Source organism: Vibrio sp. 10N.286.51.E5 (genome assembly GCF_041469125.1).
Classification (GTDB): domain Bacteria; phylum Pseudomonadota; class Gammaproteobacteria; order Enterobacterales; family Vibrionaceae; genus Vibrio; species Vibrio crassostreae_C.
Genome location: NZ_JBFRJZ010000017.1, coordinates 1 through 18,715 on the forward strand (window position 1 = coordinate 1; position 18,715 = coordinate 18,715).

Annotated in this window: 14 protein-coding genes; 8 read left to right on the forward strand and 6 right to left on the reverse strand. The window is 44.7% G+C overall.

What is annotated here, in order from left to right:
* Positions 1-120: 120 nt before the first annotated feature.
* Positions 121-2,304 (reverse strand): malate synthase G, encoded by a 2,184-nt coding sequence (locus AB4161_RS05735; protein WP_372082988.1) that lies wholly within the window; start codon positions 2,302-2,304, stop codon positions 121-123.
* A 155-nt stretch (positions 2,305-2,459) separates the two neighbouring features.
* Positions 2,460-3,413 carry a LysR family transcriptional regulator gene (locus AB4161_RS05740; protein ID WP_009845781.1) on the reverse strand — a complete coding sequence of 318 codons (954 nt, stop codon included), beginning with the start codon at positions 3,411-3,413 and terminating at the stop codon, positions 2,460-2,462.
* A 141-nt stretch (positions 3,414-3,554) separates the two neighbouring features.
* Between AB4161_RS05740 and AB4161_RS05745 the strand changes: the two genes are divergently transcribed.
* Together AB4161_RS05745 and AB4161_RS05750 are read left to right on the forward strand one after the other, a co-directional pair.
* A complete protein-coding gene (locus AB4161_RS05745) occupies positions 3,555-5,153 on the forward strand; it encodes an isocitrate lyase (protein WP_017067477.1) in 1,599 nt (532 codons plus the stop codon).
* Between the two features lie 196 nt (positions 5,154-5,349).
* Complete coding sequence (locus AB4161_RS05750; RefSeq protein WP_372082989.1) at positions 5,350-5,928, forward strand: hypothetical protein; 579 nt, start codon at positions 5,350-5,352, stop codon at positions 5,926-5,928.
* A 103-nt stretch (positions 5,929-6,031) separates the two neighbouring features.
* Here the strand turns inward: AB4161_RS05750 and AB4161_RS05755 are convergent, their stop codons facing one another.
* Positions 6,032-6,424 (reverse strand): cystatin domain-containing protein, encoded by a 393-nt coding sequence (locus tag AB4161_RS05755; protein ID WP_017064277.1) that lies wholly within the window; start codon positions 6,422-6,424, stop codon positions 6,032-6,034.
* 667 nt (positions 6,425-7,091) lie between these two features.
* On the opposite strand from AB4161_RS05755, the gene AB4161_RS05760 reads away from it, so the two are divergent.
* Both AB4161_RS05760 and AB4161_RS05765 read left to right on the forward strand, forming a co-directional pair.
* Entirely contained in the window at positions 7,092-8,321 is a 1,230-nt protein-coding gene (locus AB4161_RS05760) for an acyl-homoserine-lactone synthase (protein WP_372082990.1), read from the forward strand.
* Positions 8,314-10,923: a response regulator gene (locus AB4161_RS05765; protein WP_372082991.1), complete on the forward strand. Its 2,610-nt coding sequence runs from the start codon at positions 8,314-8,316 to the stop codon at positions 10,921-10,923. The genes AB4161_RS05760 and AB4161_RS05765 overlap by 8 nt, the downstream gene beginning before the upstream one ends.
* A 122-nt stretch (positions 10,924-11,045) precedes the next feature.
* On the opposite strand, the gene AB4161_RS05770 is transcribed toward AB4161_RS05765, so the two are convergent.
* Positions 11,046-11,684 (reverse strand): RpiB/LacA/LacB family sugar-phosphate isomerase, encoded by a 639-nt coding sequence (locus AB4161_RS05770; RefSeq protein ID WP_017059986.1) that lies wholly within the window; start codon positions 11,682-11,684, stop codon positions 11,046-11,048.
* Between the two features lie 53 nt (positions 11,685-11,737).
* Positions 11,738-12,499, reverse strand: coding sequence for a 2-dehydro-3-deoxy-D-gluconate 5-dehydrogenase KduD (gene kduD, locus AB4161_RS05775; protein ID WP_372082992.1), 762 nt, complete (start codon positions 12,497-12,499; stop codon positions 11,738-11,740).
* 317 nt (positions 12,500-12,816) lie between these two features.
* On the opposite strand from kduD, the gene AB4161_RS05780 reads away from it, so the two are divergent.
* Positions 12,817-14,148, forward strand: coding sequence for an MFS transporter (locus tag AB4161_RS05780; protein ID WP_372082993.1), 1,332 nt, complete (start codon positions 12,817-12,819; stop codon positions 14,146-14,148).
* A 123-nt stretch (positions 14,149-14,271) separates the two neighbouring features.
* Complete coding sequence (locus tag AB4161_RS05785) at positions 14,272-15,153, forward strand: multidrug transporter (RefSeq protein WP_372082994.1); 882 nt, start codon at positions 14,272-14,274, stop codon at positions 15,151-15,153.
* On the opposite strand, the gene AB4161_RS05790 is transcribed toward AB4161_RS05785, so the two are convergent.
* Complete coding sequence (locus tag AB4161_RS05790) at positions 15,140-16,330, reverse strand: GGDEF domain-containing protein (RefSeq protein WP_372082995.1); 1,191 nt, start codon at positions 16,328-16,330, stop codon at positions 15,140-15,142. The two genes, AB4161_RS05785 and AB4161_RS05790, sit on opposite strands and share 14 nt — an antisense overlap.
* A gap of 264 nt (positions 16,331-16,594) precedes the next feature.
* On the opposite strand from AB4161_RS05790, the gene AB4161_RS05795 reads away from it, so the two are divergent.
* Positions 16,595-17,383, forward strand: a complete 789-nt coding sequence (locus AB4161_RS05795) for a phytanoyl-CoA dioxygenase family protein (protein ID WP_017059991.1) — start codon at positions 16,595-16,597, stop codon at positions 17,381-17,383.
* A 20-nt stretch (positions 17,384-17,403) separates the two neighbouring features.
* Positions 17,404-18,393 (forward strand): zinc-dependent alcohol dehydrogenase family protein, encoded by a 990-nt coding sequence (locus AB4161_RS05800; RefSeq protein ID WP_017059992.1) that lies wholly within the window; start codon positions 17,404-17,406, stop codon positions 18,391-18,393.
* The last annotated feature ends 322 nt before the right edge of the window (positions 18,394-18,715 follow it).

The window sequence follows — 18,715 nt, forward strand, 5'->3', positions numbered from 1 at the left end:
CTAATCCGCGATGAACCAAAAAAAAGCCGCGCTATAAAAGCGCGGCACCTTGGGCTCGGTTAAAGGGGGTTTCTTTTTTTAGTATTTTACATTCTCTATTTTTGTTATTCGGTTGCTTCGCTATTCCTGTGCTTTCAGTTTTAGACGCATCGCGTGCAGTACTGGCTCGGTGTAACCGCTCGGCTGAGCACAGCCTTCGAATACCAACTGACACGCCGCTGAAAATGCAATGCTGTTTTCAAAATCAGGCGCCATGTTACGGTAACTCGGGTCGCCAGCGTTTTGCTCATCCACCACTGCGGCCATACGCTTCATGGTTTTCATTACCTGAGCTTCCTCGCAAATGCCGTGACGTAACCAGTTCGCAATATGCTGGCTTGAAATACGCAGCGTCGCTCGGTCTTCCATTAACCCTACATCGTTAATATCAGGTACCTTCGAACAACCAACGCCTTGGTCAATCCAACGAACCACATAACCCAAAATACCTTGGGTGTTGTTATCCAGTTCACTTTGAATATCTTGCGCGGTAAGCTTTTGATCGCCCAGTAACGGGATAGTAAGAATATCATCGACATTGGCTCTCACTCGCTCACGAAGCTCTTTCTGACGGCTTGGTACACTCACCTTATGATAGTGCAGCGCGTGCAAAGTCGCGGCGGTTGGAGAAGGAACCCAAGCGGTATTGGCACCCGCTTGTGGATGTCCGATTTTCGCGTCCATCATCTTCGCCATATTATCCGGCTCTGGCCACATACCTTTACCAATCTGGGCTTTACCTTGCAGGCCACAAGCTAAGCCAAGATCAACGTTTTGATCTTCGTATGCGCCAATCCAAGTCATGGTTTTCAGCTGTGTTTTAGGAGCGAATGGTCCCGCTTCCATACTGGTGTGAATCTCATCACCCGTTCGGTCTAAGAAACCTGTGTTGATGAACACAACACGATCTTTAGCTGCTCGAATACATTCTTTAAGGTTAACCGAAGTACGACGCTCTTCGTCCATGATGCCAACTTTGATCGTGAATCGATCTAGCCCTAATGCATCTTCAATGCGACCAAACAGCTCATTGGTGAACGCGACTTCTTCAGGACCATGCATCTTAGGTTTTACAATATTGATGCTGTTCGCGGTCGAGTTTTGGTAAGCACTGTTGCCTTTTAAATCATGCATCGCGATTAGCGAAGTGATCATGCCATCCATAATGCCTTCAGGCACTTCATTGCCTTGAGCATCAATAATGGCAGGGTTGGTCATCAGGTGGCCGACATTACGGATGAACAACATGCTGCGGCCTTTTAGTGAAATCTCACCACCCGTCACGCTGGTGTATTGGCGATCTGGGTTAAGGTTACGAACAATGGTTTTGCCGTTTTTCTCTAGTGATTCTTGTAGATCACCTTTCATCAAACCTAACCAGTTACGGTAAGCCAATGCTTTGTCTTCACCATCAACTGCAGCAACCGAGTCTTCGCAATCCATAATGGTTGTTAGAGCGGCTTCGACTAATACATCTTTAATTCCCGCCACATCGACGCTACCAATCGGTGCGCTCGGGTCAATTTGAATTTCGATGTGCAGATTATTGTGTTTAAGAAGAATGCACGAAGGGGAACTTGCGTCACCTTGATAGCCAATGAACTGGTCGCTATCAATGAGAGTGACTTCTTCGCCGTTATCGAGTGTCGCTATTAATTTATTGCCGATGCTAGCGTTACTGATGCTGTATTTGGTGACGTCTTTATGGGAGACGCCGTTTAATGGCGCTGCGTCATCAAGGAACTCGCGAGCATAAGTCACTACTTTAGCGCCACGGGCTGGGTTAAAGCTTCCGCCCTTTTCCGCGCCATCACTTTCACTGATCACGTCCGTTCCGTAGAGCGCATCATATAGGCTGCCCCAACGCGCATTGGCTGCGTTAAGTGCAAAACGTGCGTTCATGATTGGCACCACAAGCTGCGGCCCTGCTTGTGTTGCGATCTCAGGCTCTACGCTCGCTGTCGTCACTTGAAAGTCATCGCCTTCAGGAACCAAATAACCGATCTGCTGTAAGAACTGTTTGTACTCCACAGGATCTAGCGTTTGCCCAGCACGCTCTTGGTGCCAAACGTCAATTTGATGTTGAAGATCTTCACGCTTGATAAGCAATGCGCGATTTTTTGGAGCCAAATCTTCAAGGATGGTTGCAAATGATTGCCAAAAGTCTTCAGCGACAATGCCTGTTCCAGGAATCACCTGCTCATTAATTAATTGGTAGAGGGTGCTATCAATGTTCAAGCTTCCCTGTTGAATACGACTGCTCATAAAATCTCTCTCAAACTAATTTATGGCTACTCAATAAATTTTCGTGACTAGCTCAAATTTACTTTACTGACTTAAACTTACTTAACGGACATGAATTTAGCTAATTTATGCCGGTTATATTGGATATTCATATAAAAAATACCCTAAAAACTGTGTTATTCCGTTACTCCACTCTCGATTTCGTTAGCGACACTTTTAATCAAACGACGCATCCACTGGTGGTCTGGATTGGTTTGTAACAATGGACTCCACGCCATCTTCACCTCAAAGGGTTCAATCGCAAATGGCGCAGGCTTGATCAACAATCTAGGGTTATTGCGCTGCAGTTGAGCGGCTTTGGTAGGAATAGTCAGGATCAGGTTCTTCTGTTGTGCGAAGAGAATCGCCGACAAGTAGTGTCGCGTAAACACCGTGATGTTACGGGTTTTACCAATGCGCATTAGTGCTTCATCTATCCAACCAAGCTTTTGTGCTTCGCTTGGGTTTATCCCGACTCCCGTTCCCATACCAGTCTTACTTACCCAAATATGTTGCGCCTTTAAATAAGACAAAATATCGAAATTGTCGGCTATCGGGTTGTCACAACTAAAGAGGCAAGAAAACCCGTCGTGCCAAAGGCTCATCTGGTGAAACGACTGAGGAATATCGTCAAATCGGTTGATAATTATATCAACGGTACCTTGCTCTACATCCTGATAGCTCACATCACTTGGCGTCATTATATCCAGTCGTATTTTCGGTGCTATCTCGCTCAGTTTTTTCAATAGCGGCTGAATAATGGTCGACTCTGCATAGTCACTCGCCATGATACGAAACACGCGTTCACTGTCTTCTGCATTAAACTCTGTGGTCGGCTGCAGTGTCTTCTCTACATTCGCCAAGATGTTTCGAATCAGTGGCTGCAACTTGTGCGCGCGTTCGGTCGGTATCATCCCTTCACTTGTTCTCACTAATAGCGGGTCTTCAAACAGATCACGCAATCGGCGAAGGCCATTACTCATGGCTGGTTGAGTAATACCCAATTGATTTGCTGCTCGTGTAACGTTTCTTTCACGTAGCAACATGTCTAAATACACAAGCAAATTAAGGTCTATACGAGCAATATTCATAAGAAAAATACCGAATATAATAACTATAAATTAACAAAATTATCACACACATGATTATTATTTGTCCATGGTTAGATTTAATCCAAATCAAATGACCTCGCCAAATTGGCCAACATGTCCACGTGAAACTAAGGAATAGTTATGTCGCAAATTACACAAGATATCGAAATGATTGAAGTTGCAAAAAGCGCTGCTGGTGCTCCATGGGATGCAATTAACCCTGAATCTGCTGCTCGTATGCGAGCTCAAAACAAATTCAAAACAGGTCTGGATATTGCACAATACACGGCAGATATCATGCGTGCAGACATGGCGGCTTACGACGAAGACAGCTCTCAATACACTCAGTCTCTGGGTTGTTGGCATGGTTTCATCGGCCAACAAAAACTGATTTCTATTAAGAAGCACTTTGATGGCAAGACTGACCGTCGTTACCTATACCTTTCTGGTTGGATGGTTGCTGCACTTCGCTCTGATTTTGGTCCACTTCCAGACCAATCTATGCATGAGAAAACATCCGTTGCAGGCTTAGTAGAAGAACTATACACATTTCTGCGCCAAGCTGATGCACGTGAACTGGGTGGTTTATTCCGTGAGCTAGACGCTGCACGTGAAGCGGGCGACGTTAACCAACAAGACCTTATCCAAGACAAAATCGACAATCACGTAACACACGTGGTGCCAATCATCGCCGATATCGATGCAGGTTTTGGTAACGCAGAAGCGACCTACCTAATGGCTAAGCAGATGATTGAAGCAGGCGCATGTTGTCTACAAATTGAAAACCAAGTTGCCGATGAGAAGCAATGTGGTCACCAAGACGGCAAAGTAACGGTTCCACACGCTGACTTCCACGCAAAACTTCGCGCACTTCGTTACGCTTTCCTTGAACTAGGCATCGACAACGGCGTTATTGTTGCTCGTACCGATTCTCAAGGTGCTGGCCTAACAAAAGAAATCGCAGTAGTGAAAGAGCCGGGCGACCAAGGTGATATCTACAACTCATACCTAGATGTTGAAGAGATCGATGTTGCAGATATGGCAGAAGGCGACGTTTGCTTTAACCGTGACGGCAAGCTAGTTCGACCTAAGCGTCTACCTTCAGGCTTATACCAATTCCGCCAAGGTACTGGTGAAGACCGTTGTGTATTCGACTGTATTGAAGCAATCAACGCGGGTGCTGACCTACTATGGATTGAGACTGAGAAGCCACACATCGGTCAAATCAAAGAGATGATGGACGGCGTACGTGAAGTTCACCCTAATGCGAAGCTGGTTTACAACAACTCTCCATCATTCAACTGGACGCTAAACTTCCGCCAACAAGCATACGATGCGATGGTAGCAGAAGGTAAAGATGTTTCAGCTTACGACCGTGCAAGCCTAATGAGCGCGGAATACGATGAAACTGAACTGTCTGCAAGCGCTGACGAGAAGATCCGTACATTCCAAGCAGACGCATCACGTGAAGCGGGTATTTTCCACCACTTGATTACGCTACCGACTTACCACACTGCTGCGCTGTCTACTGACAACCTAGCGAAAGAGTACTTCGGCGACCAAGGCATGTTAGGTTACGTTGCGAATGTTCAGCGTAAAGAAATCCGCCAAGGCATCGCATGTGTTAAACACCAAAACATGTCTGGTTCTGACATGGGTGATGACCACAAAGAGTACTTTGCTGGTGAGAACGCACTAAAAGCTGCAGGTGAAGCGAATACATCGAACCAATTTGATTAATCGCTAACGCTAAAGCCTCCCCCGTCCTTCTCTCTTACTTAGGTAAGATCCGGGGGAAGGCTTTGAGATAAAGCTTGTACTGCCAGCTTTATCTCAAAGCCTCAGATTTGTGTTCCACACCACGGTTAACCGAACAACTTCTGTTTAAGCTAACTGTATACATATTTGTTCAGATTCCTATTTGTTGAGAGTGCCTATGACTTCAATACCTACACACCTACAAGATGCAAAAACACTGTTATCAGAGAATGGTTTCGCGACGGGTGATACTTGGTATCACGGCACATCTTCAGCTTTATTGGCTTCGATTCAAGGCCAAGGTTTAAAACGTTCTGGAGACAAAGCGCTCAACGAAGCAGCTTCAAAAACTATGGCAACCATCGGCAACAACTATACCGAATCGGTTGAGCCAGTGTTTCTCACTCAGAGTAAAGAACTGGCGTACTACTGGGCTCAACAAACCGTTCGTGAGCGAGGCGTTCGATTCGAAGGTGAAGAACAACCTATCGTACTAGCGGTAAACCTATCTGAAAAGCAACGCACCAAAATAAGACCGGACGTAGGCGCAATGAGTCTATTGATGATGAGTGTGGGCGAGCAATTCATGTCTCATCTCACTGAAATTTATCAAGCCAACAACATTGCAGGCCCCGACATCGAGCTTCGCACTGCCGATCGCATGGACTACCTCAATAAACTCGGTATGGCCTACATTGATGAAGACATCAGCCGTGCTTGTGTTCAGGAGTTAGCTGAGCCCGAGTTGGCCGACTGAAAACGTTCAACAAATCAGTCTTCTTAAAAACAAAAATGGCTCCCAACACGGAGCCATTTTTATTTGCTATCAGCCTATCTCACAAGACACTGGCACATCTAGATTATGAGCACAGAAGACCTTTCTGTGCAGGTTGCGTCATTTCGATGTCACCTTGTAGAGAACGGTAAACGATGGTGTTCCACACTTCACCATTATCCATTTCAAACTCAATTGCGTAATTCAAACCCGCGACAACCTGAGTTCGAACACTCAAGATCTGCTTGAGCTCAGCTGAAGTGTTCATTTGGCTAAGAACTGCGTTTAAAGCTTGCTTGGCTTCTGGTGTTATCTCACTTTTCGACCAACCACCCGTCAGGTTTTTAGTGCTGCAGATGGGGTTCGCATTCTCTTGCGGTTGAGTTGGTACTTCTGATTTCTGACTACACCCAGCTAACGCCACGACACTAAACAAGGTTGCTGTTCCAAGTAATGATGTTAATCGTACGTTCTTCATAAATTCTCTCTACCTCAATCATTTACGAGGGATTACTCGCAATAATGTTTCATATGCAGGTAAGCTTAAACCTCGAATGTCATCACTTCATCAGAGATTATGGTGTAACTACTCTATAAACACAGGAGATTGTCAGGAAAACAAGCCGAGCACTGGAGCACTGCTTTTATCCACCTGATATTTAAATCAATAGAATGGGTAGCGAAGGAATAAGCGAGTATAAGACAGATATAATGCATCAGTTAATTACATATCTCACACCAAACACATTCACGCTGTAATTAATAAGATGAGCTCATGTTGATTTGGATTATGATATTGGTTCAAAAAATAGATATTTGAGATTATTTTATAAATTCAAAAGTTTATGCTCGACTTAATCATGTCTGATTTTAAAACTGTGATCCAACCCTACAAGTTGTTGATAATAATGTATTTTGTTCATCTTTGAATTCATTCAAATATGGAAAATCTTTATTGTTGAGGGTGAGTGCAAGTAGTAAAATCTCGCCCGATTATGCAACTTACCTCTCACACCATGGACACAAGTAAAGTTACGATTGGCTCTCTCAAAGTAACGTAACTTCAAACACATACCTAAAATCAGTGTCCTATAGATAGTGCAGATCAAATAAAAATAATTATATAAACCTAGGCTAGGTTAAACATGAAATTAACGTCGTCTTTAGGCTCACTGTTGGCTAGCAGTCTGTCTATCGAAATAAAACAGCGAGCGCTGATAGAGCTCGTCATCAACACTTATCAGCCACATGAGCGCACTGAGCTTTTTCAAAACGTGACTGAATATCGTAGAAGCCAGTTAGAATTGCTTTTCCCAGAGCATCAAAACAAAAGCTACTCTGTATTGTTTGAGGTGATGGACTACCGCGATCTAATTCTGCGCTATCCAAATACACTATCTGCAGAAATTGCTCTTCTAGAACAGGCTGTAGGGCAGTGCTATATGCATTGGCTAGATTTCTGGTGTGAGTGTGAAATTGCTGCGATCAAAGCAAAATCTCCATTAAATCCAAGCTCCATTTCTCATGTCGACCTCCCTATCAATGACAGTGCTTATTACGGTGCGATCATCGAACAGATAGAACATGAGCCACTTTTGGTACAAACACCGAGTCACCCACAAAGAATGCCAATCAGCGATGCCATTGCTTTAAGCAATCTCGAGGTGTTCATCAAGAGCGAGAAATGGTTTGAGATGCTGCCTTTATTACACCTTTCTCAGGCAGGTAAGCATTTTATTCTGCTCAAGCATCCAGTCGATGAAGCCTTTCCAACACTGGTTTCCTCTGCGCTGATTCAAGACTGGTCTAAGAATGACACTTGGCTAAGTTACGCACCGCCGTTCAGCAATGAGCAATGGCAATACTGTTTACCCAATTACGGCTACGATGAACTCGCAGGGTTACAACTTTTCACACCGCCTACACTGTCAAAATGTTACTCTCTCCCAGAATTTGACCAACAATTCCAGTTACAATTGTCCGACAAAGATGCCCTGTGTGAGGTGTTACGTCTGACAGTCAGTGGCAATACCCAACAAAAGCTCTATTTCCTCTACCTTTCTCAAAAAGAGCTGATGAGTGTGTTACACCAAATAGGCTATAAGATTGGCTTCACTATTATCGAGCAACCTTTCATGCTTCAGTTTTATCAAACCATTGATTCCAATGCATACTTCCATTCTGGATATTGCGAATTAAATGACGATGGCACGACAATTTATCGTGGATTCTGGAATTTTGAGATGATGGTAAAAGCGTTCAATAATGTCGATTTTCGAAGCTACAAACGCGCAGTGCGAGAAAGCAGAAAGTCATTAGAAAAGTCGCGCTCGGCAGGAAAAACTAGCTCGGTGAAAAAGGATGAACATGTTTGATTTCGGCCTAGAGGCGATCATCTATGCAAAAGCAATCACACTGCTTGCAACCGTGGCTGTGGTTGTCATGTGGTTGTTCTATTACTGCTATCGCCTGAAACAGAAGAACGAAGTGATCGCAGGGACACACCATGCCCCTTACATCGCGTATTCGATCTGCATTGTTGCGTGGATCAGCAGTAACGCTTATTTCCATACCGACTTATTACCGGAACTTGGGGCCTCGGCCGCCGTGTTCGCCGCAAAGTTTGCCAACCTCGCCTCGTTCTTTGCGTTTGCCTTTGCCTATTACTTCTCGTGCAAACTCGCCGCTGAACAACGTAATGGTAAGGTTCATGTGTGGCAGCAAGCCATTTTCGTCACCCTGACCGTCTACTCCTTCTTTATCAATTTAAGTCCGGGGTTAACCGTTGAACACGTCACCATTGCAGGCCCAAGCCAGTTCGTGATTGAGTTTGGCCCGCATACGCCGTACTTCTTTATTGGGATGATTAGCTTTGTAGTGCTAACACTACTCAACCTGGTGGCCATGCGCGCCAACAGCAGCAAGCTAACTTTAGCCAAAACCAACTATATGATCGCCGGCATTTTAGTCTTCATGCTGTCTACTGCGACGATCCACCTAGGCATGACCTACTTCTTGCGTGATTTCTCGCTCACTTGGCTGCCACCAGCTTTGTCGATAAGTGAAATGTTGTTCGTTGGCTATGCCCTGCTGACCTCGCGCTTCTACAGCGTGAAATACCTGGCGTACATGAGCCTAAATGCGATGTTGGTTTGTGCTATTTTGGTGATCCCTTTTGGCGCGATATTTATCCCGCTGACAGACGACAGTCAATGGCTTGTTGCTATCCCAATCTGCGCGATTATCGGCATCACGTGGCATGTTCTCTACAAGCGCGTAAGCCACTACGCCTCGTTCTTTGTCTACGGAAACAAGAAAACGCCAGTACAACAGATCCTCTCACTAGAAGACGATTTCAAGCTGTCGATTGATGATGCAATGCGTCGATTAGGTAGCCTATTGCAGATTCCCGAAGACAAGTTGCGTCTGGTGAACAGCAACTACAACGAAACCTTCTACGAAGATTACCTGTCTACCAACAAGTCCGTTTTAGTGTTCGATGAGCTGTCTCAGGAGCTTGATTACACCGCACCAGCCAAGCGCTCGATAAAAGCCCTATATGACAAGATGAGCTCAAACGACACCGCTTTGGTGATGCCTTTATTTGGTCAGGGGAAATCGGTCACGCACTTATTGGTCTCATCACATAAGAGCAACGATAAGATGTTCTCTAACGAAGAGATCTCTGCACTGCAAACCTTGTTAACTCGTGTACAAAGCACCATTGAAGCCGATAGACGCATTCGCCAAAGTCGCGCGCTTGCTAATTCTATCGCACACGAAATGCGTAACCCGCTGGCTCAAGTGCAGCTGCATTTTGAGGTGTTAAAACAGCACATTGATAACCAAGCCCCAGCTAAACAAATCCTAAAGGATATTGAGAATGGCCAAGCGGCGATTCAACGCGGGCGACAACTGATTGATATCATCCTGCGCGAAGTCAGTGACAGTACGCCTGAACACGGCCCTGTGGCCATGACCTCTATCCACAAAGCCGTAGATCAAGCCGTAAGCCATTATGGCTTTGAGAACGAGAAGATCATTGAGCGAATTCGTTTACCACAACATGCTGATTTTGTGGCAAAGCTGAATGAAACCTTATTCAACTTCGTCATTTTCAACCTGATACGTAATGCAATCTATTACTTTGATTCTTATCCAGAAAGCCAAATTGAGATCAGCACCAACACCGGACCGTACGAGAACGTTCTAATATTCCGAGATACCGGCCCCGGCATTGACGAAGCCATTACACATAAAATTTTTGATGATTTCTTCTCTTACCAAAAAAGCGGTGGTAGCGGCCTAGGGCTCGGTTATTGCCAACGAGTGATGCGTTCATTTGGCGGCCGAGTTGAGTGCCACTCTAAACTTGGGGAGTTTACTGAGTTCCACCTGTACTTCCCGGTGGTACCCAATGCCCCCAAAGCAGACGCACTTCGTACGCCTTACTTCGATGATTGGAAAGGTAATCAAACCGCAACTGAAAACAAAACCAACGCTGAAGCTAAGCCAGATAACCAAGCAGAAACGCAAAGTTCAGAACCAACAAGTACGCTAACCCCAGAGAATCATTTGGCTCCAACCGTGCTTATCGTCGATGACAAAGAGGTACAACGCACGCTTGTTCAGATGTACCTGAGTCGACTTGGTGTAAATAGCTTGCAAGCCAAAAACGGTGAGAATGCCGTCGAGCTGTTCAAAACACACAAGGTCGATTTGATCTTAATGGACGTACAAATGCCGATAATGAATGGTTTTGACGCAAGCCAAATCATCAAGGCACGCTCACCTCAAACACCAATCATTGCTTTGTCTGGCGAATCAGGACAACACGAGTTAGATATGATCAGCAAACTGATGGATGGTCGCTTAGAGAAGCCAACCTCTTTGAAGGCACTGCAACGCGTGCTCGATAACTGGCTAGAGAAAGGCTGTGCCTCAAATGCTTCCAAAGAAACCGAAGATGAAGAGTAGATGCAGGAAAACACGAATCGCAATTTAGCCAGTTGATTACTGTTTGTCTCATTACATTGCTTTAATTATTCATCAAAAAGCCAGCCGAACAAGGCTGGCTCTATCAGAACTAAACGCTCTAATTAATCTAAAAGTGAACGAACATAATCAGCGATTTCTTGGTTTTGGCAATGCTCAAAGAAGCATTGTTGGAAACGCTCGCTGCCAACCGCTGTTTTCACTAGATCTTGGTCGATAGCTCTCAGAGAATCAATAAAGTTATCTTTTACCACCGCCGCTTTCACTTCATTCAAAATTGCTGCATTACGTTGCTGTGGTTCTGCACGCTCTAGTGGATACCCATTACCACGCTCGCCTGTGAACGCTTTTTCAAAGATATAACGAATGTTGAGTTCACCTGCCCAGCCAAAGCCTTTAGCAAAAGCGAGAGCGAGAGCATTACCGTTGTTAATTTGGTTAAACAAGAAAGCATCTGATGGCTCTAGGCAGTAACCACAAACCACCCCCGGATGCAGGTTCAGTGACATCAAAGCACCTTGGCCAGTGCCACATCCTGTCACAACAAAGTCAACAGCCTTTGAGTTAATCAGAATACTCGCCATGATACCGAGATGGATATACGTTAAGTGGTGATCATTCTCGTCGGTCATACCTAAGTTGAAAACATCGTGACCAATGCCACCCGCCACTGACTCTAGTTCAGCTGCAACCATGGCATTTTTACCAGCCTGACTGTTTTCCATCATTAAAGCGATTTTCATTTATCTTCTCCTGCAAAATTGCTGAAAATTCAATATTTAGAATAAAAAACCAATTAGCGTGCTAACCAACCACCGTCAACAGCGATGGTGTAGCCGTTAATGTAGTCCGATGCTGATGATGCTAAGAACACACAAGGGCCTACGATGTCTTGCGGTTTGCCCCAACGTTCAGCCGGAATGCGCTCAAGGATCGCTTGATTGCGTACGGCATCTTCACGCAGAGCTTGAGTATTGTTCGTTTCCATATAACCGGGGGCTATAGCATTCACATTGATGTTGTCGCGCGCCCATTCGTTCGCCATCGCACGTGTCACTCCCATCACTGCACTTTTTGAAGCCGTATAAGAAGGAACTCGAATGCCACCCTGGAATGACAGCATCGATGCAATGTTAATGATCTTTCCACCAGTACGTTGAGCCTTAAACTGCTTTGCAACCGCCTGAGACATAAAGAACACAGTCTTGGTGTTCACATTCATTACGTCATCCCAATCTTGTTCTGAGAACTCAATAGCATCTTGGCGGCGAATAATTCCGGCATTGTTCACGAGGATGTCGACTTGGCCAAACTCAGCCAAAGTGCGCTCTATAATCCCTGGAATGCACGCTTGGTCGAGAAGGTCAGCACGAACGTTTAGGAACGTATGGCCTGCTGCATTCATTTTCTCAATAGTCTCTTCAGGCTCTGTACGGTTAACACCGACAACTCTGCAACCTGCTTCTGCTAGGCCTAATGCAATACCTTGCCCAAGCCCGGTGTTACAGCCCGTCACTATCGCTACTTTCCCTTCCAGATTGAATGACTCTAAGATCATGCTCGCTTCCTCAATTACATTGGATTCATTGCGTATTATTATTACCAATAATTAAATCATACAATAAGATGTAAATGCGAGAGCGACGTTCTAGAAGTTCGATCTTGAACCAAAATCCGTCTTACACGTTGAAACGAGCACAACAAAATGAATGGATGGGATAATGATTTGAAGAGGAGTAAATCTGTAACCGATGAGGAATAGAGAGCCTGAAGATTCTTTAAATCAGATAATTTTGGATTATGACAACAATTCCATGATTTATAAGGCAAAAAGGTTTATACATAATAATGTGTTATCTAATCGACTAATTCATCATGACGCTCAAAGAAATCCTAAAAATTCCCAATGTCCGCTACTTCTTGATGTTCAGAAGCAGCTACTTTGCGCGTTTTTACTACCCTATATTCACCTTACTTTATTTAGATTACGGCTTGAGCCTGTCTCAATTCGCCATGCTCAACGTAGTTTGGGCGGCGACAATCGTGCTTGCAGAAGTGCCATCAGGGGCGTTCGCCGATACCTTAGGTCGCAAAAAACTTGTAGTGCTGTCTTCGATTGTGATGTTCATTGAGATCGCCATGATCGCACTTGTGCCAACCGGAGACGCTAACTTGGTGTTCATGGTATTTTTGATTAACCGGATACTCAGCGGGCTAGCAATGGCATTAGCAAGTGGTGCTGATGAAGCATTGGCTTACGACACCTTAAAAGAACAAGGCAATGAAGAGTTGTGGCCGAGAGTGTTACAAATCCAGCTCCGTATCGCCTCTAGTGTCGGTATCTTTGTCACCTTGATCGGTGCAGCGATGTACGATGTGAATTTCATGGCGAACATCTTTAATGCTCTTGGACTAGTCGAACCGGAAAGCACCAAAGACCTGATGCGTATTCCTGTATTCGCCACGCTATTGGTCGCGTTGCTCGCTATTTATGCCGCAGTAAACATGCGCGAAGAAAAGAAGGTGATACCAAATGGTCAAACGAAGTTAGCAACGACCATCGCCAGCCTCAAGTTAACCGCTGATACAGGTAAGTGGGTACTCGCTACGCCCTACGTGCTTTTCATACTGCTCTACTACAGCCTGTTCGAACACACATCGCGCATGTTCCTCACTATGAACAGCCAATACTATCTTGCCATAGATATTCCAATTATTTACTTCGGTTTTATTGGCGCGGGAATCAGCCTATTAAAAATCATTTTAGCGGGCCAAAGCCGTAGACTGGCAGAAAGTATCGAGCCGAAAACCTTTATTATCGTCATGGGCTTAGCAAGTATCGCTACCTACTATTGGATCAGTTTGGGTTGGTCAATCTATGGAGTGATTCCAGCACTGGTGCTTATCTTTATCATCATGACGATGAACATTTTTATCAGTTACCACCTGAACAAAAAGACCGAGTCGCATAACCGTGCCACCGTTCTTAGCTTTAAAGGTTTGATGTTTAACCTCGGTTATGGGCTGATCGGTATTTTGTATGCTTACTACTACAAATTGGTTTCTAATAATTACTCCGAGCAAGAGATAGAGCAAAACCTCGCGTTCTTGGCGTCGCTATCTTCGTTCTGCTATTACTTCGCCTTTCTGTTCGTAATAATCAGCGGGTGGTTCTACTTTAAAAACAAGAAGACACCGATCTTTTAAATTTCAGTGCCATGCCAAATCGGAGCAAAGGTGAAGCTCTGCTCATAAAAAGACCGCTTTCACTTCTCAGCTGGTAATTTTTTGTTAACATAATCATTAAATTACCTCACACACGGAAGCGCCATGTCTTTTAGTTGGATCGCCTTTACCCTGCTTGCTGCCTTTAGCCAATCTTGGCGCAATGCCTTTCAAAGTAAATTAAGTGGCACCATGAGCGTGGCTGGCGTAACGTTAGCGCGATTTATTTGGGCTAGCCCTATCGCCCTTATTTACCTCTGCGCCCTCTATCAATGGCAGCCAGTCTCCGCACCGGATTTTTCGGGTGAGTTTGTTTTCTATATTGTTGCTGCCGCCATCATGCAGATCCTCGCGACCGGCTTAATGGTGATGCTGTTCAAGCTCGAAAACTATGCGATAGGCGCAGGCTTAGCCAAGTGTGAAGCCCCCGTATCTGCTATGCTATCCGTATTGTTTTTTGGTACTGCTTTGACACTAACAGGTTGGGTCGGCGTACTTATTGGTACTTTAGGCGTGCTAATCATGAGTAGCGCTTCTGGCTGGCGAAGCTTGTCCCCGAAAGTGTTCTTATTAGGTATGGCGTGTAGTACTGCTTTTGCTTTAACATCTCTTTGGGTACGGGAAGCAAGTTTGAGCATAGGGTTGCCCTTCCCTCATAGCGCTGCTTGGGTGCTGTTCCTCGTCATTTCCCTTCAGACAGTGATTATCTGTACGTATCTCTTTTTCAGAGAACGCGACACGCTGCGCCTGATATTCAAGAAGTCGAAACTAGTCATCATGACAAGCTTAGCGAGTGTTATCGGTTCTCTGGGTTGGTTTAGCGCGATGTCGCTTCAAGCCGTGCCGTACGTAAAGACACTCGGGCAAGTCGAAGTGATCTTCATGGTGTTGATATCCTATTTCTGGTTAGGGCAAAGCATCGCGCGCAAAGACATTCTTGCGCTCATCTTGCTTTCTATCGCAGCAGTATTGGTTATGTGGCAGTGACGAGCTCGTTAATATGACTAGGACAAATTGAAGTCATATTGCGACCGTTTGTTTTCGCTTGATATAACGCTTTGTCGGCTCGGCTAATAAACCCATTCCAACTCTCATGCGGGTGAAGCTGAGCAACACCAAAACTCGATGTCAGAAACATCTCATTCCCTTGCACGGCTGAGATCTCTGAAATAGATAATCGCAGCTTACAAGCAATAGCCTGTGCTTGTAGGAAATTAACATTGGGCAATAAAATCATTATCTCGTCTCCGCCAAAACGAAACGCACTGGCTGTTGGCGATGTTTTGATTGCACTTTGAACCATTTCAGCAAAAGACTTGATCACGAGATCACCCACAATGTGTCCGTGTTGGTCATTGATCGACTTAAAGTTATCAATATCCATCATAATGGCACTAACAGGTGCAGTCCCCGCCTGCTTCATGACGACTGGAACCATTTCATCTAAAGCTCTGCGGTTTCCAAGTGCCGTTAGAGGATCGCTGTAGGACAGCTCGTGAATAGAACTAAGCAACCTTGCGTTAATCAGCCAAAGCATTGTAAAGCTCATCGACACAATAAGAACGATGCTCACTAAAAAGGCAAGTTGATGAATGAGAGTGGCCGCCATGAAATCCTGGAGCTCAGTTGAAAATAGCGTCACCACAACTCGAAAAACCATAAACCCGCCATATATCGTAAATGACAAGGCCATCATCCGAATACCTAGAGTCAAGTCATCACGCCGGCCCTTTAATACCGCAAAGGCAGTGCAAAGAGTCACAAAAGCCAGATATAAACTAATGAGGATAATTCGAGCCTTTATGGAAGGCTCATAGAACGTGAAGTAAATAAAACATGGCAAAAGAGCCAACATCATTAGACTACTGAGGTAGGTGCATTTGAGAGAGTATTCTCGAAACAGACATAAGCTATACAAGGCGAGATGAAAACCAAGCGCAATGACCATATTGGCACCAATAACGGTGACCCAATCAGGGAACTCCCCTCTTAGGCTCAACATCAACGGCCCAGTTCCGATAACAAATATTGAAATGGAAAAGATTGAAAGCCCTTTAATGGACTGTTGAGTGAATTGAAATAACAACAAGCCAATACAGTAAATGAAAGAGAACAAAATAATAATAAAATTAAGTGTTCTCATATCCAGCGAAAAACCATCCATGATTTTCTATCTTCCATACGCAACCAAATTTCAACATGGTCAATAATCATGCAAACCACAAAAACATTCACCATGTGAATCTTTTTATTTTATAAAAAAAGGGGGTAGATCACATATGCGGAGATTTTTATCGCATCACTGAATCTACAGGCTTCTGCACTCGTTACTTGGTTGAATGACGACTGTCTGGCATTATGCGCCCAAGAAATCTCTAGGGCTGTTGACCTTAGTTATTATACAGCAAAGAATGAACGAAGGTAGTCAGTGGTAGAAAACAGCCAACAATTAAGTGACCGTTACGACGAACATGGTTACTTTGTTATCAGAAATTATTTCAATGAAGCTCAAATTGCATCGCTTAGAAAAGTCGTGCTGAAATTTCATGAATCATGGAAAGCAGACAACGAAGAATTCTATAAAGAAGAAGCATTTAACTCGTCTTTAATTACGGGAAGCGAGTATTTGCCTGCCGACGATAGAAGCGTGCTTTTCGACTTCATCAGCTCGAAACAAGTGATGGATGTGGTTGATGCGGTGATTCCGAACAAGCCGGCATTCATGAATACACAGCTGTTTTTCAACCCAGTAAACCCGCAGCAAAAAGACTTCTGGCATCGTGACTGTCAATACGACTACGACATTGATGACCAGATGAAAGTCATCATGGAAACCCAAGTATTGCATCTGCGAGTGCCCCTTTTTGATGAGCCCGGCATGGAACTTATCCCCGGCACGCACAAACGTTGGGATAACGAAGAAGAGTACAATGTTCGCCAAGAAGAAAACGGCAAAGTGAGCAGCGATGACATCTCTGGTGGTAAGCAGATACCGTTAGCCGCAGGTGACTTATTGGTGTTTTCAGCGGATATGATCCACCGAGGCCGATATGGCTTGGATCGTTTGGCTTTGGATATTTTGATCTTCGATTCGGCGGCAGACTATGTCGACTACGTTGATGACGACTGTTTACCGACGCCAGCTATGTTAAGCAATATTAGCGACCCAAGGTTGTTTATGAACACGCTACACTTAAAATCAATGCAGTACTCATAATCCATAAAGGTGCCCAAACTATGACTGACACTAAGCAAAATACCCGAATTAGCCAGTTCCGTTTCGGTCAGCCAAAAGAATCTCTCAAGTTAGAACATGTCGCTTTAGGGGTACTAGACAAAGATAAAGTTCGCGTACAAATTGAAGCGACTAACATCAACCCTAGTGATCTGTTGTCGATTTATGGTGTGGGCCAATACAAACATAGCCATCAGCCGCCGAGAGTACCGGGATTTGAAGCGGTAGGAAGGATTGTAGAATCCAGCAGTGCTGAGTTTATAGTGAATCAACGAGTGCTTGTGGCAACCAGTGGAACATGGCAGAACTATGTCGATGTATCACCAGATGATCTGTTCCAAATTCCTCAACATTTAGACAATGGCTACGCCTGTCAGTTGTACATTAATGCGCTAACCGCATGGGTGCTAACGACAGAAATAGCCAAGCTGACCCAAGAGGATGTGTTGATCATCAACGCGGGCAGTTCAGCCATCGGTAAGATCTTCTCCCAGTTATCAGCATCACTCGGCTTCAACATCATTGTCGTTACATCACAGCAGACACAATACCCTGCCACTTCCTGTTGGGTGATAGATGCGAACGCTGATCTAGTTTCTCAAATTAAGGCATTAGGCTTGCCTATGCCAACCGTTGCCTTTGATGCGATTGGCGGCTCACCCGGAACCGATCTTGTTCACACCCTTGGCAACAACGGGCGCTTTATCAACTATGGGACGCTGTCGTTGGATTTTTACGAGCCACGCTTCTTTGAGTACGCGAAAAACCAACACATCGATTTCAGCACCTTCTTCTTGCGTTATTGGGAGGAAGCAGAAGGTAAAGATGTTCGCCGTGATAAGTTCACGACCATGCTAGATCACTTCATCACAAACGACATTCAGCTCGACGTTGACCGCTATCTACCATTCGATGAAGTGCAAACCGCGATTGATCTCATTGAATCGAAAACCACACGCCTAGAGGGCAAGATCATCTTACTGCCACAGTAAGTGAGAGTTGGACGATATATACCTTGTTTATTTCAACAGGCAAGACGTTCAACAGCTTACAAGCGTGCTTGTTAATACACCATCGCTTAGGAAGTTTGATTAAAGAAATCGAAGATTGAAAAGATAGCGAAGAGTTGTGGTGCATTTCTCCATAACTTAAGTGGTTACGAGATGGTCATGAATCACATTTATTTGAAACATCAATTAGTTATATCATTAGAAATATGATACTGATCACCCATAAGATAACCTCGATTCTATATGGTAGCGTCATACTTAAAACCACGATGTGAACATACTTAGGTTCTGTCGCAAAGTTTGA